Below are 18,945 nucleotides of genomic sequence, written 5' to 3'. Positions count from 1 at the left end.
CTACTCCCTCGTCAGCAGTTCGAGGTTGTGGCCGTCGGGATCGGGGAAGTACACCCCGCGTCCGCCGTTGAGGCCGTTGATCTCGCCGGGCCGCTCGTGGAACGGGTCCGCCCAGAACGGGACACCGGCCGCCTCGATCCGCGCCATCGCCGCGTCGAACTCGGCGTCGCCCACCAGGAACGCGTAGTGCTGACTCGTCACGCGGTCCACCTGCAGGTAGTCCAGCGTGACGCCGTTCGCGAGCCGCACCGGCACGAACGGCCCGGCCACCGGACCGGTCCGCAGGCCCAGGATCCCGGCCAGGAACTCCGCCGACTTCCCCCGGTCCGTCGCGCACACGATCGTGTGGTTCAGTTCGACGCTCATCGCGCGCCACCACCCGGGACGAACGGCGCACCGATCGGGCTCAGGTGGATCCCCGCCAGCCGCCACCGGTCGTCCTCACGGACCAGCACGTGCGTGGCACGGAAGCGGCCGTTCACCGGGTTCCCCCGGTGCGTGGCGACCTGCTCGTGCACGCCGATCGCGATCGCCGTGCCGCCGAAGCCGCGGACCTCGACGCCGGACCAGTCCAGCTTCTCGGTGACCAGCCCGCCGTCGCGGTAGCGCGCCAGCCACTGCTCGCGGTCCAGCACGAACCCCAGCGGCCCGACCAGGCGGAACCCCTCGGTGGCCAGCCCGGCCAGCACCTCGGTGTCGCCGCGTTCCTCCGCCGCGGCCCAGACCCGGCCGAACTCGCGGACCTGCTCTTCGATGCTCATCGCGTTCCCCTTCCGATTGATGCCTCAACGTTAGAAGTCTAACCGTTAGATGTCAAACGCTTAGACTTCTCGGCATCTGCGCTAAGGTCACCCCCGTGCCCCAACCCGCCACCGCCCCCATCGGCGTCGTCCTCGCCCGCACCGCCAAAACCGCCGCCCGCGCCTTCGACCAGGCCCTCGCCGCCGCCGGCGGCTCCCAGCCCGTCTGGCAGATCCTCATCTCGCTCAAAACCAGAGCCGTCGCCAACCAACGCGAACTCGCCGACGCCGTCGGCATCCAGGGCGCCACCCTCACCCACCACCTCAACGGCATGGAAGACGCCGGCCTCGTCACCCGCCGCCGCGACCCCGCCAACCGCCGCGTCCACCTCGTCGAACTCACCGACGACGGCGAACAGCTCTTCCACCGCCTCGCCACCGCCGCCATCGCCCACGACCAGCGCATGCGCCAAGGCCTCACCGACACCGAAATCGCCCAGCTCGCCGACCTCCTCACCCGGCTCGCCGCCAACGTGACGGAAACCTGATCGATCCAGCAGGAGTGACCGGCCGCACCCGAACAGCAACGCCCGGGAGGGATAGGCTCACAGGCACAAGCCGAAGTCGTCTCAAGCTGGAGAACCGCAATGACCCAAGCCCCCGTCAACGTGACCGTCACCGGCGCCGCCGGCCAGATCGGCTACGCGCTGCTCTTCCGCATCGCGTCCGGTCAGCTCCTCGGCCAGGACGTCCCGGTGAAGCTGCGGCTGCTCGAAATCCCGCAGGCGGTCAAGGCGGCCGAGGGCACCGCGATGGAGCTCGAAGACGGCGCGTTCCCCCTCCTCGCCGGCACCGACATCTTCGACGACCCCAAGCAGGCCTTCGAAGGCACCAACATCGCCCTCCTCGTCGGCGCCCGCCCCCGCAGCAAGGGCATGGAGCGCGGCGACCTCCTCGAAGCCAACGGCGGCATCTTCAAGCCCCAAGGCGAAGCCATCAACGCCGGCGCCGCCGACGACATCAAGGTCCTCGTCGTGGGCAACCCCGCCAACACCAACGCCCTCATCGCCCGCTCGCACGCCCCCGACGTGCCCGCCGACCGCTTCACCGCGATGACCCGCCTCGACCACAACCGCGCCCTCGCCCAGCTCGCCAAGAAGCTCGGCGTCCCGGTGACCGAACTCAAGAAGGTCGCCATCTGGGGCAACCACTCCGCCACCCAGTACCCCTCGGTCCAGCACGCCGAATTCGGCGGCAAGGCCATCGCCGACGCCGTCGACCAGGCCTGGCTCGAAAACGACTTCATCCCCACCGTCGCCAAGCGCGGCGCCGCCATCATCGAAGCCCGCGGCCTCTCCTCCGCCGCCTCGGCCGCCTCCGCCGCCATCGACCACGTCTACACCTGGGTCAACGGCACCCCGGCCGGCGACTGGACCTCCGCCGCCGTCGCCTCCGACGGCTCCTACGGCGTCCCCGAAGGCCTCATCTCGTCCTTCCCGGTCACCGCCGAGAACGGCCAGTACAAGATCGTCCAGGGCCTCGAGATCGACGACTTCTCCCGCGCCCGCATCGACGCCTCCGTCGCCGAACTCGTCGAGGAACGCGACACCGTGCAGAAGCTCGGCCTCATCTGAGCCCACCCACCGAACCGGGGCCGCCGTCCATTGCGGACGGCGGCCCCTTTCGCGTCCGGCGAACACCTCACGCCCACAGCGAAACCGCCCCCGCGAACCCGATCATGCGCCCTACCGTCGGCCCATGACCCTTCTCGCCGTACCCGACATGCACGCCCCCGCCCAGTCCCCCGACGAATCGGTGTACCACCAGCTCCTGCGCGACCGGATCGTCTTCCTCGGCTCCGAGGTGACCGACGAAGTCGCCAACCGGATCGTCGCCCAGCTGCTCCTGCTCGCCGCCGACGACCCGGCGAAGGACATCACCTTCTATATCAACTCACCCGGCGGTTCGGTCACCGCGGGCATGGCCATCTACGACACCATGCAGCTCGTCCAGCCGGACGTCGCCACCTACGGCCTCGGCTTCGTCGCCTCCATGGGCCAGTTCCTGCTCTCCTCCGGCACCCCGGGCAAGCGCTACCTGCTGCCCAACACCCGCATCGTGATGCACCAGCCCTCGGCCGGCATCGGCGGCGCCGCCACCGACATCGCCATCCAGGCCGAGGTGTTCGGCCGGATGAAGCGCCGGATCGCCGAGATCACCGCGCGCCAGACCGGCCAGAGCGTCGAGCGCATCACCGCCGACGCCGACCGGGACCGCTGGTTCGACGCCGACGAGGCACTCTCCTACGGCTTCGTCGACCAGATCGTGACCGGCGGCTGACTTTCCTTGTCCTTGCTGGGCTTTTGAGCAGTAAGGAGCCGGGGCAATTTCTTGAAAATTGCCCCGGCGTATAGGTCGTTATACACTTATTGAGGTCACCTGAGCGACCTGGTTCTGCGGATGGCTCAGACTCCGTCGAGGCCGCGGCGGGCCAGCAGCGGCTCGATCTCCGGGTCACGGCCACGGAAGGCGCGGAAGGCGTCCATGGGGTCGATGCTCCCTCCCCTGCCCAGGAGGGTGCGGCGGAAGTGGTCGCCGTTCTCGCGCGTCAATCCCCCGTTTTCGCGGAACCACTGGACGGTGTCGGCGTCGAGGACTTCGCTCCAGATGTAGGAGTAGTACCCGGCGCTGTAGCCGCCGCTGAAGATGTGGGCGAAGTAGGTCGTGCGGTAGCGCGGCGGGATCGCGTCGACGGCCACCCCGGCCTTCACGAGTGCTTCCGCCTCGAACGCCTGCACCTCCCCCACGGCGTCGTCGACGCCGAGGCCGTGCCAGGCCTGGTCGAGCAGGGACGCGGCGAGGTACTCGGTGGTGGAGAACCCTTCGCCGTACTGCTGGGCGGCGAGGAGCTTGTCCACCTGCGCCTGCGGCAGCGGCTCGCCGGTCTCGTGGTGCTTCGCGTAGTGGGCCAGGACTTCCGGCCACAGCATCCACATCTCGTTGACCTGCGAGGGGTATTCGACGAAGTCGCGGGGCACGTTGGTGCCGGAGAAGGTCGGGTAGCGGACCGAGGAGAGCAGCGCGTGGAGGGCGTGGCCGAACTCGTGGAACGCGGTGACGACCTCGTCGAAGGTGAGCAGCGTCGGCTCGCCGGCCGGCGGCTTGTTCACGTTGAGGACGTTGACCACGACGGTCTTGCGGCCGAGCAGCTCGGACTGGTCGACGAAGGTGTTCATCCAGGCCCCGCCGCGCTTGGCGTCGCGGGTGTAGAGGTCCAGCAGGTACAGGCCCAGCGGGGTGCCGTCGGCGTCGAAGACCTCGAAGGTCCGGACCTCCGGGTGGTACTTGGGCAGGTCATCCCGCTCGGTGAAGGTCAGGCCGTACAGGTTCGTCGCGGCGAAGAAGACGCCGTCGAGGTACACGCGGTCGGCCTCGAAGTACGGGCGCAGCGCCTCGGTGTCGACGTCGAAGCGCTCGCGGCGGACCTGGGCCGCGTAGAACGGCCAGTCCGACGGCCGCAGCTTCGCGCCCGGCACGTCCGCCTCCAGCAGCTGCTGGAGTTCGGCGGCTTCGGCACGCGCGTTCGCGACCGCCGCGGGCGCCAGCCGTTCCAGCAGCCCGGCGGCCGCCTCGGCCGTCTTCGCCGTCTCGTCCGCGATGACGTACGCGGCGTGGTTGGGGTAGCCCAGCAGCACCGCCCGCTCCGCGCGCAGGCGCACGATTTCCGCGACGACGGCGTTGTTGTCGCAGGCGTTGCCGCGGTTGCCCCGCGCCATCGACGCGGTGTGGATGCGCTCGCGGACTTCGCGGTTGCGCAGTGTCTCCAGCGGTGACGCCTGGCTGGTCGGCAGGCTCAGCGTGAGCACGTACTTGCCGTCCTCGCCGCGCGCGGACGCCGCTTCGGCCGCGGTGGCGATCGCGCCCTCGCCGAAGCCGTCGAGTTCGGCGCGGTCGGTGATGACGACGGCCAGCTCGTTGGTGTCCTTGAGCAGGTTCTGCTGGAACTTCGTCTGCAGTGTGGAGAGCTGGCCGTTCAGTTCGCGCAGGCGGGCCTGCTCGGCCTCGCCGAGACCGGCTCCCGCCCGGCTGAAGTCGGTGTGCCGCCGTTCGAGCAGTCGCCGCGATTCTTCGTCCAGGCCCAGCTCGTCGCGCCGCCGGTGGAGGGTGTCGATCCGGGCGAACAGCTGCGGGTTCAGGTGGATCGCGTCGTGGTGGGCGGCGAGCTTCGGCGCGAACTCGGCCTGGATGGCCTGGATCTCGTCGGTGCTGTTGGAGCCGGACAGGTTGTAGAACACGCTCGCCACGCGGCCCAGCAGCTCGCCGGCGCGCTCGAGGGCCACGATGGTGTTCTCGAACGTCGGCTCGGCCTCCTGCGCCGCGATCTGCTCGATCTCCGCCGCGTGCTCGGCCAGCCCGGCCTCGAACGCGGGCCGGTAGTGCTCGTCGGAGATCCGGTCGAAGGGCGGCAGGGCGTAGGGCAGCTCGCTGGGTGCGGCGAACGGGTTGTCCGGCGAAATCATCGGGCAGGCTCCTGGTCGGGGACAAACACTCGGTCCCGCCACCCTACGGGGTCGGCCAGGGTGGATGTCAGCGCTTTCCGGAGGTGGCCGGGGTCACCGGCCCGTGGTACCGCCCACGACGGCGTCACTGCTCGGCGCGGCCTTCCTGCCCCGTTTCGGCTTCGGTTCGGGCGGCACGATGCCGCGCAGGTCGCCGCCGTGGTCGTTGACCCGCAGCACGAACGGCCGCGTCTCGGTGTAGCGCACGACCGAGACGGACGCCGGGTCGACGACGATCCGCTGGAAGGCGTCGAGGTGCTGGCCGAGCGCGTCGGCCAGGATGGACTTGATGACGTCGCCGTGGCTGCACAGCAGCCAGACGGCGTGGTCGCCGTGCTCGGCGGCGATCCGCCGGTCGTGGGCGCGCACGGCGGCGACCGAGCGGGCCTGCATCGCCGCGAGCCCTTCGCCGCCGGGGAACACCGCGGCCGAGGCGTGCGCCTGCACGACCCGCCAGAGCGGCTCCTTGGCCAGGTGCTTGAGCTCCTTGCCGGTCCAATCGCCGTAGTCCACTTCGGACAGCCCGGGCTCGACGACCTTCTCGAGGCCGCGCGCGGTGGCCAGCGGGCCGACGGTCTGCTTGCACCGCAGCATGGGCGAGACGACGAGCCCGGACAGCGGGACGCCGTCGAGGCGTTCGACGAGCTTCTCCGCCTGGGCGCGGCCGGTGTCGTCGAGGCTGACCTTCGGGGAGCGCCCGGCGAGGATGCCCGAGCCGTTGGCCGTCGACTTGCCGTGCCTCAGCAGAATGACCGTACTCACGGGCCCCACCCTACGTGGGAACCGATCAAGCGGTCCCCACGCGGGCGGATCAGTGACCGACCGGGCCGGCGTTCGGGTCCAGCACCCCGCTGAAGATCAGCACGAACAGCAGCACGCCGAGGATCAGCCGGTACACCACGAACGGCACGAAGCTGCGCTTCTTGATGTAGGCCATCAGCCAGGCGATCACCGCGTACCCGACACCGAAGGCGACCAGCGTCGCCAGGATCGTCGGGCCCCACTGCGCCGGCACGTCACCCGAGCCGATGTCCTTGAGCTTGTACACGCCCGACCCGAACACCGCCGGCAGCGCCAGCAGGAACGAGTACTCCGCCGCCTCGGCGCGGGTGTAGCCGAGCAGCAGGCCCGCGCTGGTCGTGCCACCCGAACGGGACACGCCCGGGATCAGCGCCAGCGCCTGCGCGAAGCCGAAGCCGAGCCCGTGCGGCACGGTCAGGTCGTCCAGGGTGCGGTCCTGCCGGCCGATCCGGTCGGCGACCAGCAGGATCACGCCGAACACGATGAGCACGGTCGCGGTGATCCGCAGGTCGCGGAACGCGCTGTCGATCTGGTCCTGCAGCAGCAGCCCGAGCACCACGATCGGCAGCGACCCGACGATGATCAGCCAGCCCAGCCGGGCGTCGGGGTCGCGGCGCCACTCCGACTTGTACAGCGAGAAGAACCAGGCCCGCAGGATCTTCCCGATCTTCGGGCCGAAGTAGATGATCACCGCCAGTTCGGTGCCGATCTGGGTGACGGCGGTGAACGCCGCGCCCGGGTCGTCCCAGCCCGCCAGTGCCGCCACGATCCGCAGGTGCGCGCTCGAGGAGATCGGCAGGAACTCCGTCAGGCCCTGGACCAGGCCCAGGACGAGTGCTTCGAACCAGCCCACGTCAGGCCACCCCCGCCAGCTCGAGGGCCTCCACGGCCGTGCGCAGCGCCTCGGCCGGTTCCGGCGTGTAGGGCGACACCGACAGGGTCGTCACGCCGGCTTCGGCGTATTCCGTCATCTTCTCCGCGATCCGTTCCTTCGGGCCCAGCAGCGACGTCGCGTCGAGGAACTCGGCCGGCACCGCCGCCATCGCCCCCACCCGGTCGCCCGCCAGGTACTTCTCCTGCACTTCGGCGGCCTCGGCCGCGAATCCCATCCGGCACGCCAGCCGGTTGTAGAAGTTCTTCTCCTTGCTCCCCATCCCCCCGAGGTAGAGCGCCGCGTAGCCGCGGACGGCGTCCGCGCAGGTTCGCCAGTCCTCGCCGGGCACCAGCGGCACCGACGGGACGACGTCGAAACCGTCCAGCGTGCGACCGGCCCGCTCGGCACCGGCCCGGACGTGGGCCAGCTGCTCCCCCGCGTGGGCCGGCGAGAAGAACACCGGCAGCCAGCCGTCGGCGATCTCCCCGGCCAGTTCCAGGTTCTTCGGGCCGATCGCGGCCAGGTACAGCGGGAGGTGCTTGCGAGCCGGGCGGACGGTCAGCCGCAGCGCCTTGCCCGGGCCGTCCGGCAGCGGCAGCGTGAAGTGCTCGCCCGCGAACTTCAGCCGCTCACGGCGCAACGCCGTCCGCACGATCTGCGCGTACTCCCGCGTGCGGCTCACCGGCGAGGCGAAGCGGACGCCGTGCCAGCCCTCGGACACCTGCGGGCCGGACACGCCGAGGCCGAGCCGGAACCGGCCGCCCGACAGCGTGTCGAGGGTCGCGGCGGTCATCGCCGTCATGGCCGGGGTGCGCGCCGGGATCTGCAGCACGGCGGCACCGACGTCGATCCGCGACGTCCGCGCCGCGATCCACGTGAGCACGGTCACCGCGTCCGAACCGTAGGCCTCCGCGGCCCACACCACCGCGTACCCGAGGTCCTCCGCTTGTTTCGCCAGGGCCAGGTTCGCGGGGTCGTTCCCCGCTCCCCAATAGCCGAGATTCAGTCCGAGTCGCACGGGGCCAGACCCTAACGGGGGCCTTGATCGCGACACGACTCACCTTGGTCTCCTCCGGACGGGGCAGCCCACTAGGCTCGGCGGTCGTGGAAAAGCGACTGCTCGGCCGCTCGGGACTGCGCGTCTCCCGTATGGCGCTCGGCACCATGACCTGGGGTGGCGACACCGACGCGGAGGAGGCCGCCAGCCAGCTGGTCGCCTTCGTCGACGCCGGCGGCACCCTGGTGGACACGGCCGACATCTACGGCGAGGGCGAGAGCGAGCGGGTGCTCGGCTCGCTGCTCGGCGACCTCGTGCCCCGCGACGACGTCGTCCTCGCGACGAAGGCGGTCGCCAAGCGCACCGACGGGCCGTTCGGCGGCGGCGCCTCGCGCGGCGCGCTGCTCACCGCGCTCGACGGCTCGCTCAAGCGGCTCGGCACCGACCACATCGACCTGTGGCAGCTGCACGCCTGGGACGACTGCGTGCCGCTCGCCGAGACGCTGTCCGCCCTCGAGTACGCCGTGACCAGCGGGAAGGTCCGCTACGTCGGCGTCTCGAACTACGCGGGCTGGCAGCTGGCCACCGCCGCCGCGGGCGCCTCGGCCCTCGCGCCGATCGTCTCCACCCAGGTCGAGTACTCGCTGCTGGAACGCGGGGTGGACCGCGAGGTCGTGCCCGCGGCCGAGCACCACGGCATCGGCCTGCTCCCCTGGGCGCCCCTCGGCCGGGGCGTCCTGACCGGCAAGTACCGCACCGGCACGCCCGCCGATTCGCGCGGCGCCAACAGCGCCTACGCCGGGTACGTCGAACACCACCGCACCGACCGCGCCGCCCGGATCGTGCAGGCCGTCGCGACCGCCGCCGACGGACTCGGCACGTCCCCGCTGGCGGTGGCCCTGGCCTGGGTCCGCGACCGGCCCGGCGTCGTCGCCCCGGTCGTCGGGGCGCGGGACACCGGCCAGCTCACCGGGTCACTGGCGGCGGAGGACATCACCCTCCCGCCGGCCATCCGGGCCGCGCTCGACGACGTCAGCGCGATCGAGGTCGGCTACCCCGAACGCTGGCCGCGATGAGCGCCAGGTGTCTGTTCGGTGACACGCACGTGACGGCACGGGGATCAAGGAGCATGCTGGTGAAGACCGTCCGCCGAGGGACACCTGGAGGCCGCAACGTGCGTCGGTTCGCCGCCGTGTCGTGGATCGCGCTCCCGTTCGCCGGTGCCCTGGTGCTCTCGGGCTGCTCGTCGGCCAAGTCGACCTCCGACGACCTGCAGATCGTGGCGAACCCGACCGCCGCGCGCCCGGCCGTCTCCCCCGCCGTGACCGTGAAACCCGCCGGTCAGGTGCTCGGGACGGGTTCGGTGGCGGCCGTCGCCGTCGACGCGAAGACGGCGACCCTCGTCGTGGCCGTTTCTTCGCCCTCGGCCCTGCAGCTGTACGACTTGGCTGCGCTCGCGTCACCCCCGGTGAATATGCCGTTATACGGCAAGGTCTCGCGGCTGACGGCGGCGCCGGGGCGGATCGAGATCGCCGAACCCGATCAGGGTGTGGTGCAGCAGCTGACGTTGCCGGACCGGAAGCTCACGGAGACGAAGACGGGCGGGCAGCCGGCGTCGAGCATCGCCTACGGCGCTGATCGGCTGGTCGCGATGGGGGCGGGCAAGGACATCCGGGTGCTGCCGGCGGCGGGTCCGGCGCGGACGATCGGCGGGCAGCTCTACAGCGCCGACGACGTCGTCGACACCGGGGACGGTGTGGTGGTGCTGGACCGGCTGCGGACGGCGGTGTTCTCGGTCGACGTCGCGGGGGGGAAGGTCGGCGAAGGCCTGCGCGCGGGTGACGGCGCCGCGAACGCCGTGGCGGACTCCTACGGGCGGGTGCTGGTGACCGACGCGCGGGCGGGCGCCCTGCTGGCGTTCTCGGCGGGCCCGCTGATCCTGAAGCAGCGTTACCCGGTGCCCGGCGGGGCGTACGGGATCGCCTACGACGCCACGCGCAGCCTGGCGTGGGTGACGCTCACCGAACGCAACGAGGTGGTCGGGTTCGACGTTCGCGGCGGCGAGCCCGTCGAGAAATACCGGTTCCCCACCGTGCGCCAGCCGGACTCGGTGGGGGTGGACGAGAAGAGCGGCCGGGTGATCGTCGGCTCGGCCGCCGGAGAAGGGACCCAGGTGATCCAGCCATGACGACGGTCAGCGAGGCGGTGGTCGAAGGGGATTGGGAGTATCGCCGCCTGCACCTCCCCCCGGGCGTGTCCCGGCGTGCGGCGGCGATCCAGCTCTCCATCCACGCGGAGTTCGCGGGCTGGGAACTGCGCACCGTGCGGCTCTACGCCGACGGCACGCGCCGGGTCTGGCTGCGCCGCAAGAAGACGGCGCAGAGCCTTCCCGGCGCCCTGCCGACCTGACCCTTCTCGCGGCAGTCAGACGACGGCGTCGAGTTCGGTGCGCAGGCCGATGGCCTTCACCAGCAGGTGCCGCCCGGCGAGGACCAGCAGGACCACGGCCGTGCCCACGCCGGCCGCGGCGGCCGTGCCGAGCCACAGGCCGATCACGTCCATGCCGTCGGCCGGTGACGGGATGTCCGACAGCGTGACGTAGCCGAACACCGCCGCGGCGAGCGCGGTCGCCACGGCCGCGGCACCCACGACGACGTTCGCCCAGGTCAGCGTGGACGGCTCGAAGACGGAGCCGCGGCTCGCGCGCCGCAGCAGCATGCCCAGCCCGAGCAGGGCGGCCTGCCCGCAGGCGACGAACGCGATCGCCGCCGTCACGAGCGGAACCCGGAACGGCGCGTACGGCGGGAAGAGCTCGACCTGGTCGGCCGCGGTCGTCGGGATCACCACGATCTGCGCGTACAGGCCGGCGAGGAACGCGAAGGCCACGAACGCCTGGAGGGGGCCCGCGAGAAAGCGAGGCATGTATCGAGAATCGATGTATTCCGCTCGACTGTCAACCGAAAACGCGGTTCAGCCAGTCACCCCAGGCCTTTTCCTCGACGTCCGTGTCGGCCCCGGGGGTGAACAAGTGGTGGCAGGCCACCATCACACCCTGGATGCCGCGCACGAACCGGAACATCGCGTCCGCCGTCCGCACGCCCACCGTCTGGTCGTTCACCGCGTAGACCACGCCCTCTTGGCCGATCCGGACCCGGTCGCCTTCGGCCGGGCGTGCCGGCAGGCCCAGTGCCGCACCGAGCCGGGTCCAGGCCTCGTCCCAGTCCCCCACCGGCGGGCCGAACGCGGTCACCGGCGTCGCCGTCCGGCCCGCGAAGTTCGTCACGTACTCGACCAGGGTGCGGAAGAACAGCTCGCCGCCCGCGGTCATCGCCTCGAACTCGTCCTCCCAGTCGTCGCCGGGGAGGAAGCCGCTGGTGACGCACCTGATCACCGTACTGCCACCTTCGCGGCCCTCGATGAGGAACTCGTAGGCGATCCGCCGTCCGTCCGGTGCCGGGTCGCTGCCGTAGGCGAGCTTCTCCGCCGGGTCCCACTCGCGGATCCGGAATTCGGGCCGGTACCCGCCGAAGGCGCCGCGGATCGTCCCGCCGGTGCCGCCTTCGACCTCGTTGCGGCCCATGAACCACGAATCGATGCCCGGCCCGGTCGCGATGGCTTCCCAGACCTGCTCCGGCGTCGCCCCGACGTCGGCGACGTCGGTCAGTTCGAACTCGTACCCCACTTCAGGACTCCTCCGGGACGCTCGGGTGCACGGCGACGACCACCCGGTACGAGCGGCCCTTCTCGGCCGTCTCGTCGTGGTACTTCCCGACCAGCGTGGTGACGGCGGCCGTGAGCTCTTCGGCGAACGCGGCCCGGTCGGCGGCGGAGGCGAACCGCACCTCGCCGTCGAGCGCGAAGGTCGCCAGGCGCTGCTTGGCCTTGGCCGCGCCGGTGATCAGCAGGCCGACGTCCCGCACGAGCCGTCCGGCGACGGCGAGCAGCCAGCGCGCCGAGAGCCGGTCCGGCGAGCGGGCCGGGTCGGGCTGGACCGCGGCCAGCGCCGTCGGCGAGATGACGTACGACGCCGCCGTCGCCCGCATCATCCGCTCGGTGACGTTGCCCTTGCGGCGTTCCTCGACCAGCTCCACCAGGCCGTGGCTCTCCAGGGCCCGCAGGTGGTAGTTCACCTTCTGCCGGGGCAGGCCGACCCGCGCGGCCAGCATCGTCGCCGAGGCCGGCTCGGCCAGTTCGGCCAGCAGCCGGGCCCGGACGGGGTCCAGCGACACCTCGGCCGCCGCCGCGTCTTCGATCACCGCCACGGGAAACATGGGCCCAGCATCCAGCCGAACAGAGAAGTTGTCAAGAACGCTCGAGCTGTCGGTCCAGGAGGCTTTGGAAGTGCGGGCACGTCATGAGGTCCTCGTGCGGGCAATCGCCGTCCAGCAGCTCGAGCGCGGCCTGCGCCCGGGCGATCCGGGCCCGCAGCCGCTCCCGCTGCCGGGCCGCCATCTCCGCCCGGCCGGCCGCGGACCGGGCGGTCAGCATCGTGCGGATGTCCGCGAGCTCGAACCCGGCTTCCTTGGCGACCAGGATGGCGGCCACCCGGCGCAGGTCCGCGTCGGTGTAGCGCCGCCGGGTCCCCGCCCGGGCCGGGGCCAGCAGCCCTTCCGCTTCCCAGTACCGCAGCACGTGGGCCGGCAACCCGAACCGGGCCGCCACTTCGCCGATTGACTTCATGTCGGCATTAAGTCGCAGGATGGGCGGCATGTCCACGTTGCTGAGCCTCCTCGACGCCCTCGACGACCGCCCGCAAGCCGTCCGCCTGCGGGAACGTACTTACGAAGGACTCGGTGACGTCGTGGTCGACGTCGGCTGCGGCGGCGGGCGGGCCGTCGGCGAGCTGGCCGCAGGCGGGGTCCGGGCCATCGGCGTCGACGCCGACCCGGCCATGATCTCGGTGGCGGCGGCCCGCTGGCCCGGCGGGGAATTCCACGTCGCCGACGCGACCGCCCTGCCCCTCGACGACGGCTCGGTCACCGGCTACCGCGCGGACAAGGTCCTGCACGTCCTGCCCGATCCCGCGCTCGCGGTCGCCGAAGCCCGCCGCGTCCTGGCTCCGGGCGGCCGCGCGGTGCTCACCGGCCAGGACTGGGACACCATCGTGATCGACTCCGACGATCCCGCGCGCACCCGGACGATCGTCCACGCGCGCGCGGACGGCATGCCCCACCCGAGGATTGCGCGGAGGTACCGCAACCTCTTGCTGGACCACGGGTTCACGGAGGTCACCGTGGAGGTCCACACCGTGGTGTGGACGGACGCGACGGCGCTGCCGGTCTTGGCCAACCTCGGCGGCGACGGCGCCTGGCTGGAGGAGCAGGAGGCCCGCGCCCGCGACGACCGGCTGTTCGTGGCGGTGCCGATGTTCGTCGCCGCGGGCACTAACGCCGCAGGCTCGCGTTGACCAGCGCGACCACCCGCGGCAGCACCTGGGCCGCGGCCTCCAGCGGGACGACGTGCCCCACCCCGGGCAGCACCACCGCCGTGCCGTTGCCGAGGCCGCGGACCCACTGCTCCACATCGGACGCGCGGACGATCCGGTCCCGCTCCCCCACGATCGCCGTCACCGGCAGGTCGCCGACCTGCGTCAACGCCGCGTCACGGGCGTAGGCGTCCATGGCCGGGCGGAACAGGGCCACCGTGTGGGGCCAGTTGCCGCGGATCATCTTCACGGTCAGTTCGACCAGGTCCGGATCCGGGTCGTCGCCGAACAGCCACCAGCGCAGGCCCGCGCTGACCGCCCGGCTGGTGTGCTCGCGCACCACGCCGAACAGCTTCGAGCCGAGCACCGTCTCGAGGTCGCGCGCCAGTTTCCCGAGTGCGTTCGGCCAGGTCGCCGACACCTCGGCGGCCAGGGTGCCCGACGACGTCGCCAGCAGCACCAGTCCCGACACGCGCGCGGCGAACAGGTCCGGATGCCGCTGCGACAGCGACATGATCGCCAGGCCGCCCATGTCGTGGCCCACCAGCACCACCCGGCCCTCGGGCACCTCGCGTTCGAGGAGCTCGGCGAGGTCGTCGCCGAGCCGGGCCATGGTCGCCGTGCCGCGTCGCGCCCGTCCGGATCCGCCGTGACCGCGCTGGTCGTAGGTCAGCACGGCCACCGGCCCGTCGGCGGCGTCGGGCACCAGCGGCGCGATGCGGCCCCAGCTGCGCTGGTCGAGCGCGTAGCCGTGGACGAATACCACGGTCACCGGCGCGGCCGGGTCGCCCCTGCGGATCACCTGCAGGGGCGTGCCGTCGGCGAGCGCGAACCCGGTCATCAGCTGGTGCGCAGGAACCGGTCGAGTACGCGGGTGCCGAACTTCAGCGCCTCGACCGGGACCCGCTCGTCGACGCCGTGGAAGAGCGCCGAGAAGTCGAGGTCCGCGGGCAGCTTCAGCGGCGCGAAGCCGAAGTTGCGGATGCCCAGCTCCTGGAACGACTTCGCGTCGGTGCCGCCGGAGAGCATGTACGGCAGCGTCTTCGCGCCCGGGTCCTCGGCCAGGACCGCGGCGGTCATCGCGTCCACGAGCGCGCCGTCGAACGTGGTCTCGACCGGCGGGAGCTCCATCCACTCCTTCTCGATGTCCGGGCCGAGCAGCTCGTCGAGCTCGCGGTCGAAGGCCTCCAGCCGGCCCGGCAGGATCCGGCAGTCGACCGCGGCCTCGGCGACCGACGGGATGACGTTCGACTTGTACCCGGCGGTGAGCATGGTCGGGTTGGCCGTGTCGCGCAGGGTCGCGCCGATCATCCGGGAGATGTTGCCCAACTTGGCGACCGAGCCTTCGAGGTCGTCCTCGGGGAAGTCCCAGCCGGTGATCTCGGTGACGCCGGCGAGGAACTCCTTCACCGAGTCGGTCAGCACGAGCGGGAACCGGTGGTTGCCGAGCTTCGCCACGGCCTCGGACAGCTTCGTGACCGCGTTGTCGCGGTGGATCATCGAGCCGTGCCCGGCGGTGCCGCGCACCCGTAGCTTCATCCAGCGGATGCCCTTCTCCGCCGTCTCGATCAGGTAGGCGCGGACGTCGTCCTTGAGCGTGATCGAGAAGCCGCCGACCTCGCTGATCGCCTCGGTGACGCCCTCGAACAGCTCCGGCCGGTTCTCGACCAGCCACTGGGCGCCGTACTTGCCGCCGGCCTCCTCGTCGGCCAGGAACGCGAACACCAGGTCACGCGGCGGCACGACGCCGTTCAGCTTGTAGTGCCGGGCCAGCGCGAGCGCCATCGCGCACATGTCCTTCATGTCGACCGCGCCGCGCCCCCAGACGTAGTCGTCCTGGATCGCGCCGGAGAAGGGGTGGACCGACCACTCGGAGGCGTCGGCGGGCACGGCGTCGAGGTGACCGTGGATGAGCAGGGCGCCCCGGGACCGGTCGGCTCCTTCGAGCCGGACGATCACGTTGTGCCGGTTCTTCCCGCCCGACTCGACGTAGGTGATCTCGTACCCGGCGTCGGTCAGCTTCTCCGCGACGTACTCCGCCGCCGCCCGCTCGCCGACCAGCGTGTCGGGATCGCCGGTGTTGGTCGTGTCGATGCGGATGAGCTCGCTGGTCAGCGTGACGGCCTCGTCCGCGGCGGCTTCGATCAGGTTCGGTTCGGTCACCGGCCATTCCTATCACCCGGATGGCCGGGTGTGCTGGCCGTGCGCCTGCTGGGACCGACCGGAGCCGCCGCGGTCCGCCCGGTCACCAGCCCACGGCGACCACCAGCCACTGCGGGTCCCCGTGCGAGACGAACGAGGACTGGCCCGCCACGTCGTCGTACGGGAAGCCGTACGCGAGGTGGTTGATGCCGTGGTCGTGCCAGAACTTCGCGTAGTAGTTCGCCGGTGCCGCCTGGTAGTACCGCGCGGGGTCCTGCCACTGCGACTGCGGCAGGTGGGCCGTGTGCCGGTTCAGCGCCGCGCATATGTCGGGGTTGCCGGCCAGCGATCCGGCGCAGCCGGTGATGTTCGACGTCGGCTCGTTGACCCCCACCGACTGGGCGTAGGAGGTGAAGTAGTTCGCGTACTTGCCACCGGTGCGGAAGTCCGGAGCGCTGCCCGGAGCCGGGATCCGGTACGGCGCGTTCACCGTCGCCAGGCCCTTGAACTCGGTCGGCACCTCGCTCTGGAACCGGGCGAACGTGGCCGAGCGGTCCTCCTGGAACAGCTCGTAGGCGTCGCCGACCTGCACGTCGTAGCCGTCGTGCGCGTGCAGGCGCATGGCCAGCTTCAGCGCGAAGGCGTCCACCCGGGTGGTGTTGCCGTTGAACACGTCCGGACCGACGGTGAACTCGATGAAGTCGGCGTACTGGCCGTTCGGCGTCCCCAGGGAGAAGTACATCCGCCCGGCCGAGTTGGCCGGCATGTCGAGGTAGGGCTGTTCGGCGATCGAGTGGGTCTGGCCGCCGAAGCTCCAGTACACCTGGCTGTCCGGGTACTTGCCGTTCGTCCGGTTGAGCACCTTGACCGTCAGCACGTTCCGCGCGGCCGGGATGGTGCTCGTGTCGCCCCAGAACGAGTCGGGCGGCGTGCCCGCGCCGGGCTGCGTGGTCCCGCCGCCGGTGCCGAAGACCTGGAACTCCCACAGCGAAACGCCGTAGGGCGTGGCCCGCGCGGTCGTGGACAACCGCACGTACCGCCCGGAACCGGCCACGTTCAGCGTCTGCGTGCCGCCGGTCCCCGTCGTCGTCTGGTACACAGTGGACCAGCCGGACCCGGTGTCGGACACCTGGATCTGGTAGGCGGTGGCGTAAGCGGCCTCCCAGCGCAGCACGACCTGGCTGACCGTCGCCGGGCCGCCGAGGTCGATCTGGATCCACTGTGGATCGCTGAACTGCGACGACCACCGGGTGCCGGTGTTCCCGTCCACCGCGGCGGCCGCGGGGGTGCCGGCGTTCTCCACCGACGACGCGGTGGCGGTTTTCCCTTGCGAGATCAGCGCGTCGGCGGCCTGCGCCGACGGGACGGCGAAGCCGAGCGCGGCGACCGCGAGGGCCGCCGCCAAGGTCGCCAAGCGGGTACCGGGTCCGCGGCGGCTGCGCCGCTGCCGGGCGTGGGTGAGCATGGTTCCTCCCTGGCCGGGAAACGGACGGACCCACCGCAGTCGGGCTGCGGCGTGGTCCGGCTCGTCCCTGAGCGCCGGGCGGATGCCCTCGCGGGCCGGCGGGAACGATCGGTGAAAAGGTTCATACCACCGCCCCTGCCTTGTCAAGGGTTGACAAGGCAGGGGTGTTCACCCGTTCCTCGGCGTAGTGCAGTCACCAGCGAGAAGACCGGTTGAGGTGGAATCAACCAAGCCGGCCCGAATAGGGCGTTATACACTTTGGTCAAAGGTCAATGCCGGTGTCCTCGGTCACCGAGCGCAGCGCGGTCACCGTCGGGTGCCCCTCGGCCAGCAGGCGGGCGTCGCTGTCCGCCGGAAGCTCGCCTTCGACGACCACGGCGGCGAGGGAAAACGCGCCGTCGCCCTCGTCCCGGACGCGGCTGCGCACCGCTCCGAACTCGGCCAGCCCCGCCCGCCGCGGGACGCCGGCCTCGGCCCGGTCCGGCACGTTGAGGTTCAGCACGGCACCGGCGGGCAGCGCTGCGAGCCGGTCGAACAGCTTCGCCGCGACCGCCACCGCGGTCTCCCAGTGCGGCGGCGAATCCGGCTCCAGGCCCACGTCGAGCGACACCGCCATCGCCCGGGCGCCGTTGATCGACGCGGTCAGCGCCGCGCCGACCGTGCCCGAGTGCAGGACCGCGCGGCCGACGTTCGCGCCGTGGTTGACCCCCGACAGCACCACGTCCGGGGCCTCGCCGAACGAACCCTGGGCCGCGGCCAGCGCGATCAGCCCGGGGTGGGCCGCGACCGCGTACGCCGGCACGTCCGCCAAGCCGGGCAGCTGCCGTCGCTGCACCACCACGCGGCCGTCGTCGCCGACCGCCGACAACCCGGCGCTGGTACCGCTGGCCTCCTCGGCCGGTGCGGCGACCACGACGGTCCAGCCGTGCGCGACCGCGCCGCGCGCCAGCGCCGCCAGCCCCGGCGAGCCGATGCCGTCGTCGTTGGTGATCAGCGCCCGCATCCGGCCTCCTCCCCCGATTTCACCCGCACCCGGCCGGCGAGTTCGCGCACCGCACCGCCGCTGCCCGAGCCGAGCCCGTGCCGCGTCACGTTGACCGCGCCCGCGGCCGCGCCGAGCTTGAGCGCGTCCTCCAGTGACTGCCCCTGCGCCAGGCCCACCGCCAGCCCGGCGGTCATCGAGTCACCGCCGCCGCGCGGGTCCACCGGCGTCAGCCCGGGTGATTCGACCAGCACCAGCTCGCCTTCGAGCAAGGCCAGGGTGTCCGCGTCGGCACGCGACACGACGACGGCCCGGGCCCCGGACTTCGCCGCCACCTCCCGGCACGCCGCCGCCAGGTCGGCCACCGCATCGGACTCGGCGAGCCCGTCGGACACCAGCTCCTCGTGGCTGACCTTCACCACCTCCGCTCCGCCGGTCAGCGCGTGGGCCAGCCGCTCCCCCGACAGGTCGACGACCACCGGAACACCGTGGGCACCGAGGTCGCGGGCCAGCCGCTCGTACACCGTGTGCGGCACCGGCACGTCCTCCCCCGCCGGTCCACTGAGGACGGCGACGTCCGCGCGCAGCGCCGTGACCAAGGTCAGCTCGTACAAGTCGTCCAGTTCGTGGCGCGACAACGCGTCCGCCGGCATCCGCACCACCTCGTCGCGCCGCCCGGCGCGGCGGTCGTGCACGTAACCGCCGTTGCGCGCGGCCACCGCCCGAGCTTCCACCTCCACCCCGATCAGGTGCTCGAGCACCCGGCCGGTCTCGCCGCCCAGCGCACAGCACAGCACCGGCGTGGCCCCGAGGGATTCGATCATCCTCGACTGCCACACACCCTGCCCGCCGGCGTGGAGGTGGATATCGGGTACCCCGTCGATCTCTTCGACGGTCACGGTCAACTGGGGGGACGGCGCGAACACCGCCACTCGACCTTCAGCCATGCCGTCTTCATAC

General features: G+C 71.7%; 22 protein-coding genes. 7 read left to right on the top strand and 15 right to left on the bottom strand.

Going from position 1 to position 18,945, the window contains the following annotated elements:
- Both IE317_RS00485 and IE317_RS00480 read right to left on the bottom strand, forming a co-directional pair.
- Window positions 1-366 carry a VOC family protein gene (locus IE317_RS00485; protein WP_191306010.1) on the bottom strand — a complete coding sequence of 122 codons (366 nt, stop codon included), beginning with the start codon at window positions 364-366 and terminating at the stop codon, window positions 1-3.
- The gene (locus IE317_RS00480) at window positions 363-761 is read right to left on the bottom strand and encodes a nuclear transport factor 2 family protein (protein ID WP_191306009.1); all 399 of its coding nucleotides are present in this window, start codon (window positions 759-761) and stop codon (window positions 363-365) included. Before IE317_RS00480 ends, IE317_RS00485 begins: the two co-directional genes overlap by 4 nt.
- A 95-nt stretch (window positions 762-856) precedes the next feature.
- Between IE317_RS00480 and IE317_RS00475 the strand changes: the two genes are divergently transcribed.
- From IE317_RS00475 to IE317_RS00465, 3 genes are all read left to right on the top strand, one after another.
- On the top strand, window positions 857-1,288 hold the full coding sequence (locus tag IE317_RS00475; RefSeq protein WP_191306008.1) for a MarR family winged helix-turn-helix transcriptional regulator: 432 nt from the start codon (window positions 857-859) through the stop codon (window positions 1,286-1,288).
- Window positions 1,289-1,387: 99 nt separating this feature from the next.
- Window positions 1,388-2,374, top strand: a complete 987-nt coding sequence (locus IE317_RS00470) for a malate dehydrogenase (protein WP_191306007.1) — start codon at window positions 1,388-1,390, stop codon at window positions 2,372-2,374.
- Between the two features lie 124 nt (window positions 2,375-2,498).
- Entirely contained in the window at window positions 2,499-3,080 is a 582-nt protein-coding gene (locus IE317_RS00465; protein ID WP_191306006.1) for a ClpP family protease, read from the top strand.
- Between the two features lie 125 nt (window positions 3,081-3,205).
- On the opposite strand, the gene IE317_RS00460 is transcribed toward IE317_RS00465, so the two are convergent.
- The 4 genes from IE317_RS00460 to IE317_RS00445 form a co-directional block, all read right to left on the bottom strand.
- Window positions 3,206-5,260 carry a M3 family metallopeptidase gene (locus IE317_RS00460; RefSeq protein ID WP_191306005.1) on the bottom strand — a complete coding sequence of 685 codons (2,055 nt, stop codon included), beginning with the start codon at window positions 5,258-5,260 and terminating at the stop codon, window positions 3,206-3,208.
- Window positions 5,261-5,353: 93 nt separating this feature from the next.
- Window positions 5,354-6,061, bottom strand: coding sequence for a histidine phosphatase family protein (locus IE317_RS00455; protein ID WP_191306004.1), 708 nt, complete (start codon window positions 6,059-6,061; stop codon window positions 5,354-5,356).
- A 49-nt stretch (window positions 6,062-6,110) separates the two neighbouring features.
- Window positions 6,111-6,953, bottom strand: coding sequence for an undecaprenyl-diphosphate phosphatase (locus tag IE317_RS00450; RefSeq protein ID WP_191306003.1), 843 nt, complete (start codon window positions 6,951-6,953; stop codon window positions 6,111-6,113).
- 1 nt (window position 6,954) lies between these two features.
- Window positions 6,955-7,992: an LLM class F420-dependent oxidoreductase gene (locus IE317_RS00445; protein ID WP_191306002.1), complete on the bottom strand. Its 1,038-nt coding sequence runs from the start codon at window positions 7,990-7,992 to the stop codon at window positions 6,955-6,957.
- Between the two features lie 86 nt (window positions 7,993-8,078).
- Here IE317_RS00445 and IE317_RS00440 point away from each other — a divergent pair, with 86 nt between their 5' ends.
- From IE317_RS00440 to IE317_RS00430, 3 genes are all read left to right on the top strand, one after another.
- Window positions 8,079-9,047, top strand: a complete 969-nt coding sequence (locus IE317_RS00440) for an aldo/keto reductase (protein ID WP_191306001.1) — start codon at window positions 8,079-8,081, stop codon at window positions 9,045-9,047.
- 98 nt (window positions 9,048-9,145) lie between these two features.
- The gene (locus tag IE317_RS00435) at window positions 9,146-10,159 is read left to right on the top strand and encodes a YncE family protein (RefSeq protein ID WP_191306000.1); all 1,014 of its coding nucleotides are present in this window, start codon (window positions 9,146-9,148) and stop codon (window positions 10,157-10,159) included.
- Window positions 10,156-10,380, top strand: coding sequence for a DUF5703 family protein (locus IE317_RS00430; protein ID WP_086863416.1), 225 nt, complete (start codon window positions 10,156-10,158; stop codon window positions 10,378-10,380). Before IE317_RS00435 ends, IE317_RS00430 begins: the two co-directional genes overlap by 4 nt.
- Window positions 10,381-10,395: 15 nt before the next feature.
- Here the strand turns inward: IE317_RS00430 and IE317_RS00425 are convergent, their stop codons facing one another.
- The 4 genes from IE317_RS00425 to IE317_RS00410 are packed head-to-tail and all read right to left on the bottom strand — an operon-like array spanning window position 10,396 to window position 12,651.
- Window positions 10,396-10,893, bottom strand: a complete 498-nt coding sequence (locus IE317_RS00425) for a DUF2975 domain-containing protein (protein ID WP_191305999.1) — start codon at window positions 10,891-10,893, stop codon at window positions 10,396-10,398.
- Between the two features lie 31 nt (window positions 10,894-10,924).
- Window positions 10,925-11,653 carry an SRPBCC family protein gene (locus tag IE317_RS00420; protein WP_191305998.1) on the bottom strand — a complete coding sequence of 243 codons (729 nt, stop codon included), beginning with the start codon at window positions 11,651-11,653 and terminating at the stop codon, window positions 10,925-10,927.
- 1 nt (window position 11,654) lies between these two features.
- Window positions 11,655-12,242: an ArsR/SmtB family transcription factor gene (locus IE317_RS00415; protein WP_191305997.1), complete on the bottom strand. Its 588-nt coding sequence runs from the start codon at window positions 12,240-12,242 to the stop codon at window positions 11,655-11,657.
- Between the two features lie 31 nt (window positions 12,243-12,273).
- The gene (locus IE317_RS00410; RefSeq protein ID WP_191305996.1) at window positions 12,274-12,651 is read right to left on the bottom strand and encodes a MerR family transcriptional regulator; all 378 of its coding nucleotides are present in this window, start codon (window positions 12,649-12,651) and stop codon (window positions 12,274-12,276) included.
- 28 nt (window positions 12,652-12,679) lie between these two features.
- Here IE317_RS00410 and IE317_RS00405 point away from each other — a divergent pair, with 28 nt between their 5' ends.
- Window positions 12,680-13,378: a methyltransferase domain-containing protein gene (locus IE317_RS00405; RefSeq protein WP_191305995.1), complete on the top strand. Its 699-nt coding sequence runs from the start codon at window positions 12,680-12,682 to the stop codon at window positions 13,376-13,378.
- Here IE317_RS00405 and IE317_RS00400 read toward each other — a convergent pair.
- From IE317_RS00400 to IE317_RS00380, 5 genes are all read right to left on the bottom strand, one after another.
- Window positions 13,356-14,237, bottom strand: a complete 882-nt coding sequence (locus IE317_RS00400; protein ID WP_191305994.1) for an alpha/beta fold hydrolase — start codon at window positions 14,235-14,237, stop codon at window positions 13,356-13,358. The two genes, IE317_RS00405 and IE317_RS00400, sit on opposite strands and share 23 nt — an antisense overlap.
- The gene (locus tag IE317_RS00395; RefSeq protein ID WP_191305993.1) at window positions 14,237-15,559 is read right to left on the bottom strand and encodes a M20/M25/M40 family metallo-hydrolase; all 1,323 of its coding nucleotides are present in this window, start codon (window positions 15,557-15,559) and stop codon (window positions 14,237-14,239) included. Before IE317_RS00395 ends, IE317_RS00400 begins: the two co-directional genes overlap by 1 nt.
- Before the next feature lie 82 nt (window positions 15,560-15,641).
- Entirely contained in the window at window positions 15,642-17,003 is a 1,362-nt protein-coding gene (locus tag IE317_RS45360; RefSeq protein WP_191305992.1) for a beta-1,3-glucanase family protein, read from the bottom strand.
- Between the two features lie 262 nt (window positions 17,004-17,265).
- The gene (gene surE, locus IE317_RS00385) at window positions 17,266-18,006 is read right to left on the bottom strand and encodes a 5'/3'-nucleotidase SurE (protein ID WP_191305991.1); all 741 of its coding nucleotides are present in this window, start codon (window positions 18,004-18,006) and stop codon (window positions 17,266-17,268) included.
- On the bottom strand, window positions 17,994-18,932 hold the full coding sequence (locus tag IE317_RS00380; protein ID WP_229902389.1) for a PfkB family carbohydrate kinase: 939 nt from the start codon (window positions 18,930-18,932) through the stop codon (window positions 17,994-17,996). The genes surE and IE317_RS00380 overlap by 13 nt, the downstream gene beginning before the upstream one ends.
- Window positions 18,933-18,945: the final 13 nt, after the last annotated feature.

The organism is Amycolatopsis bullii (assembly GCF_014654205.1).
GTDB lineage: Bacteria > Actinomycetota > Actinomycetes > Mycobacteriales > Pseudonocardiaceae > Amycolatopsis > Amycolatopsis plumensis.
The sequence above is the reverse complement of the archived record's forward strand: the minus strand, read 5'-3'. Positions and strand labels throughout refer to the sequence as shown.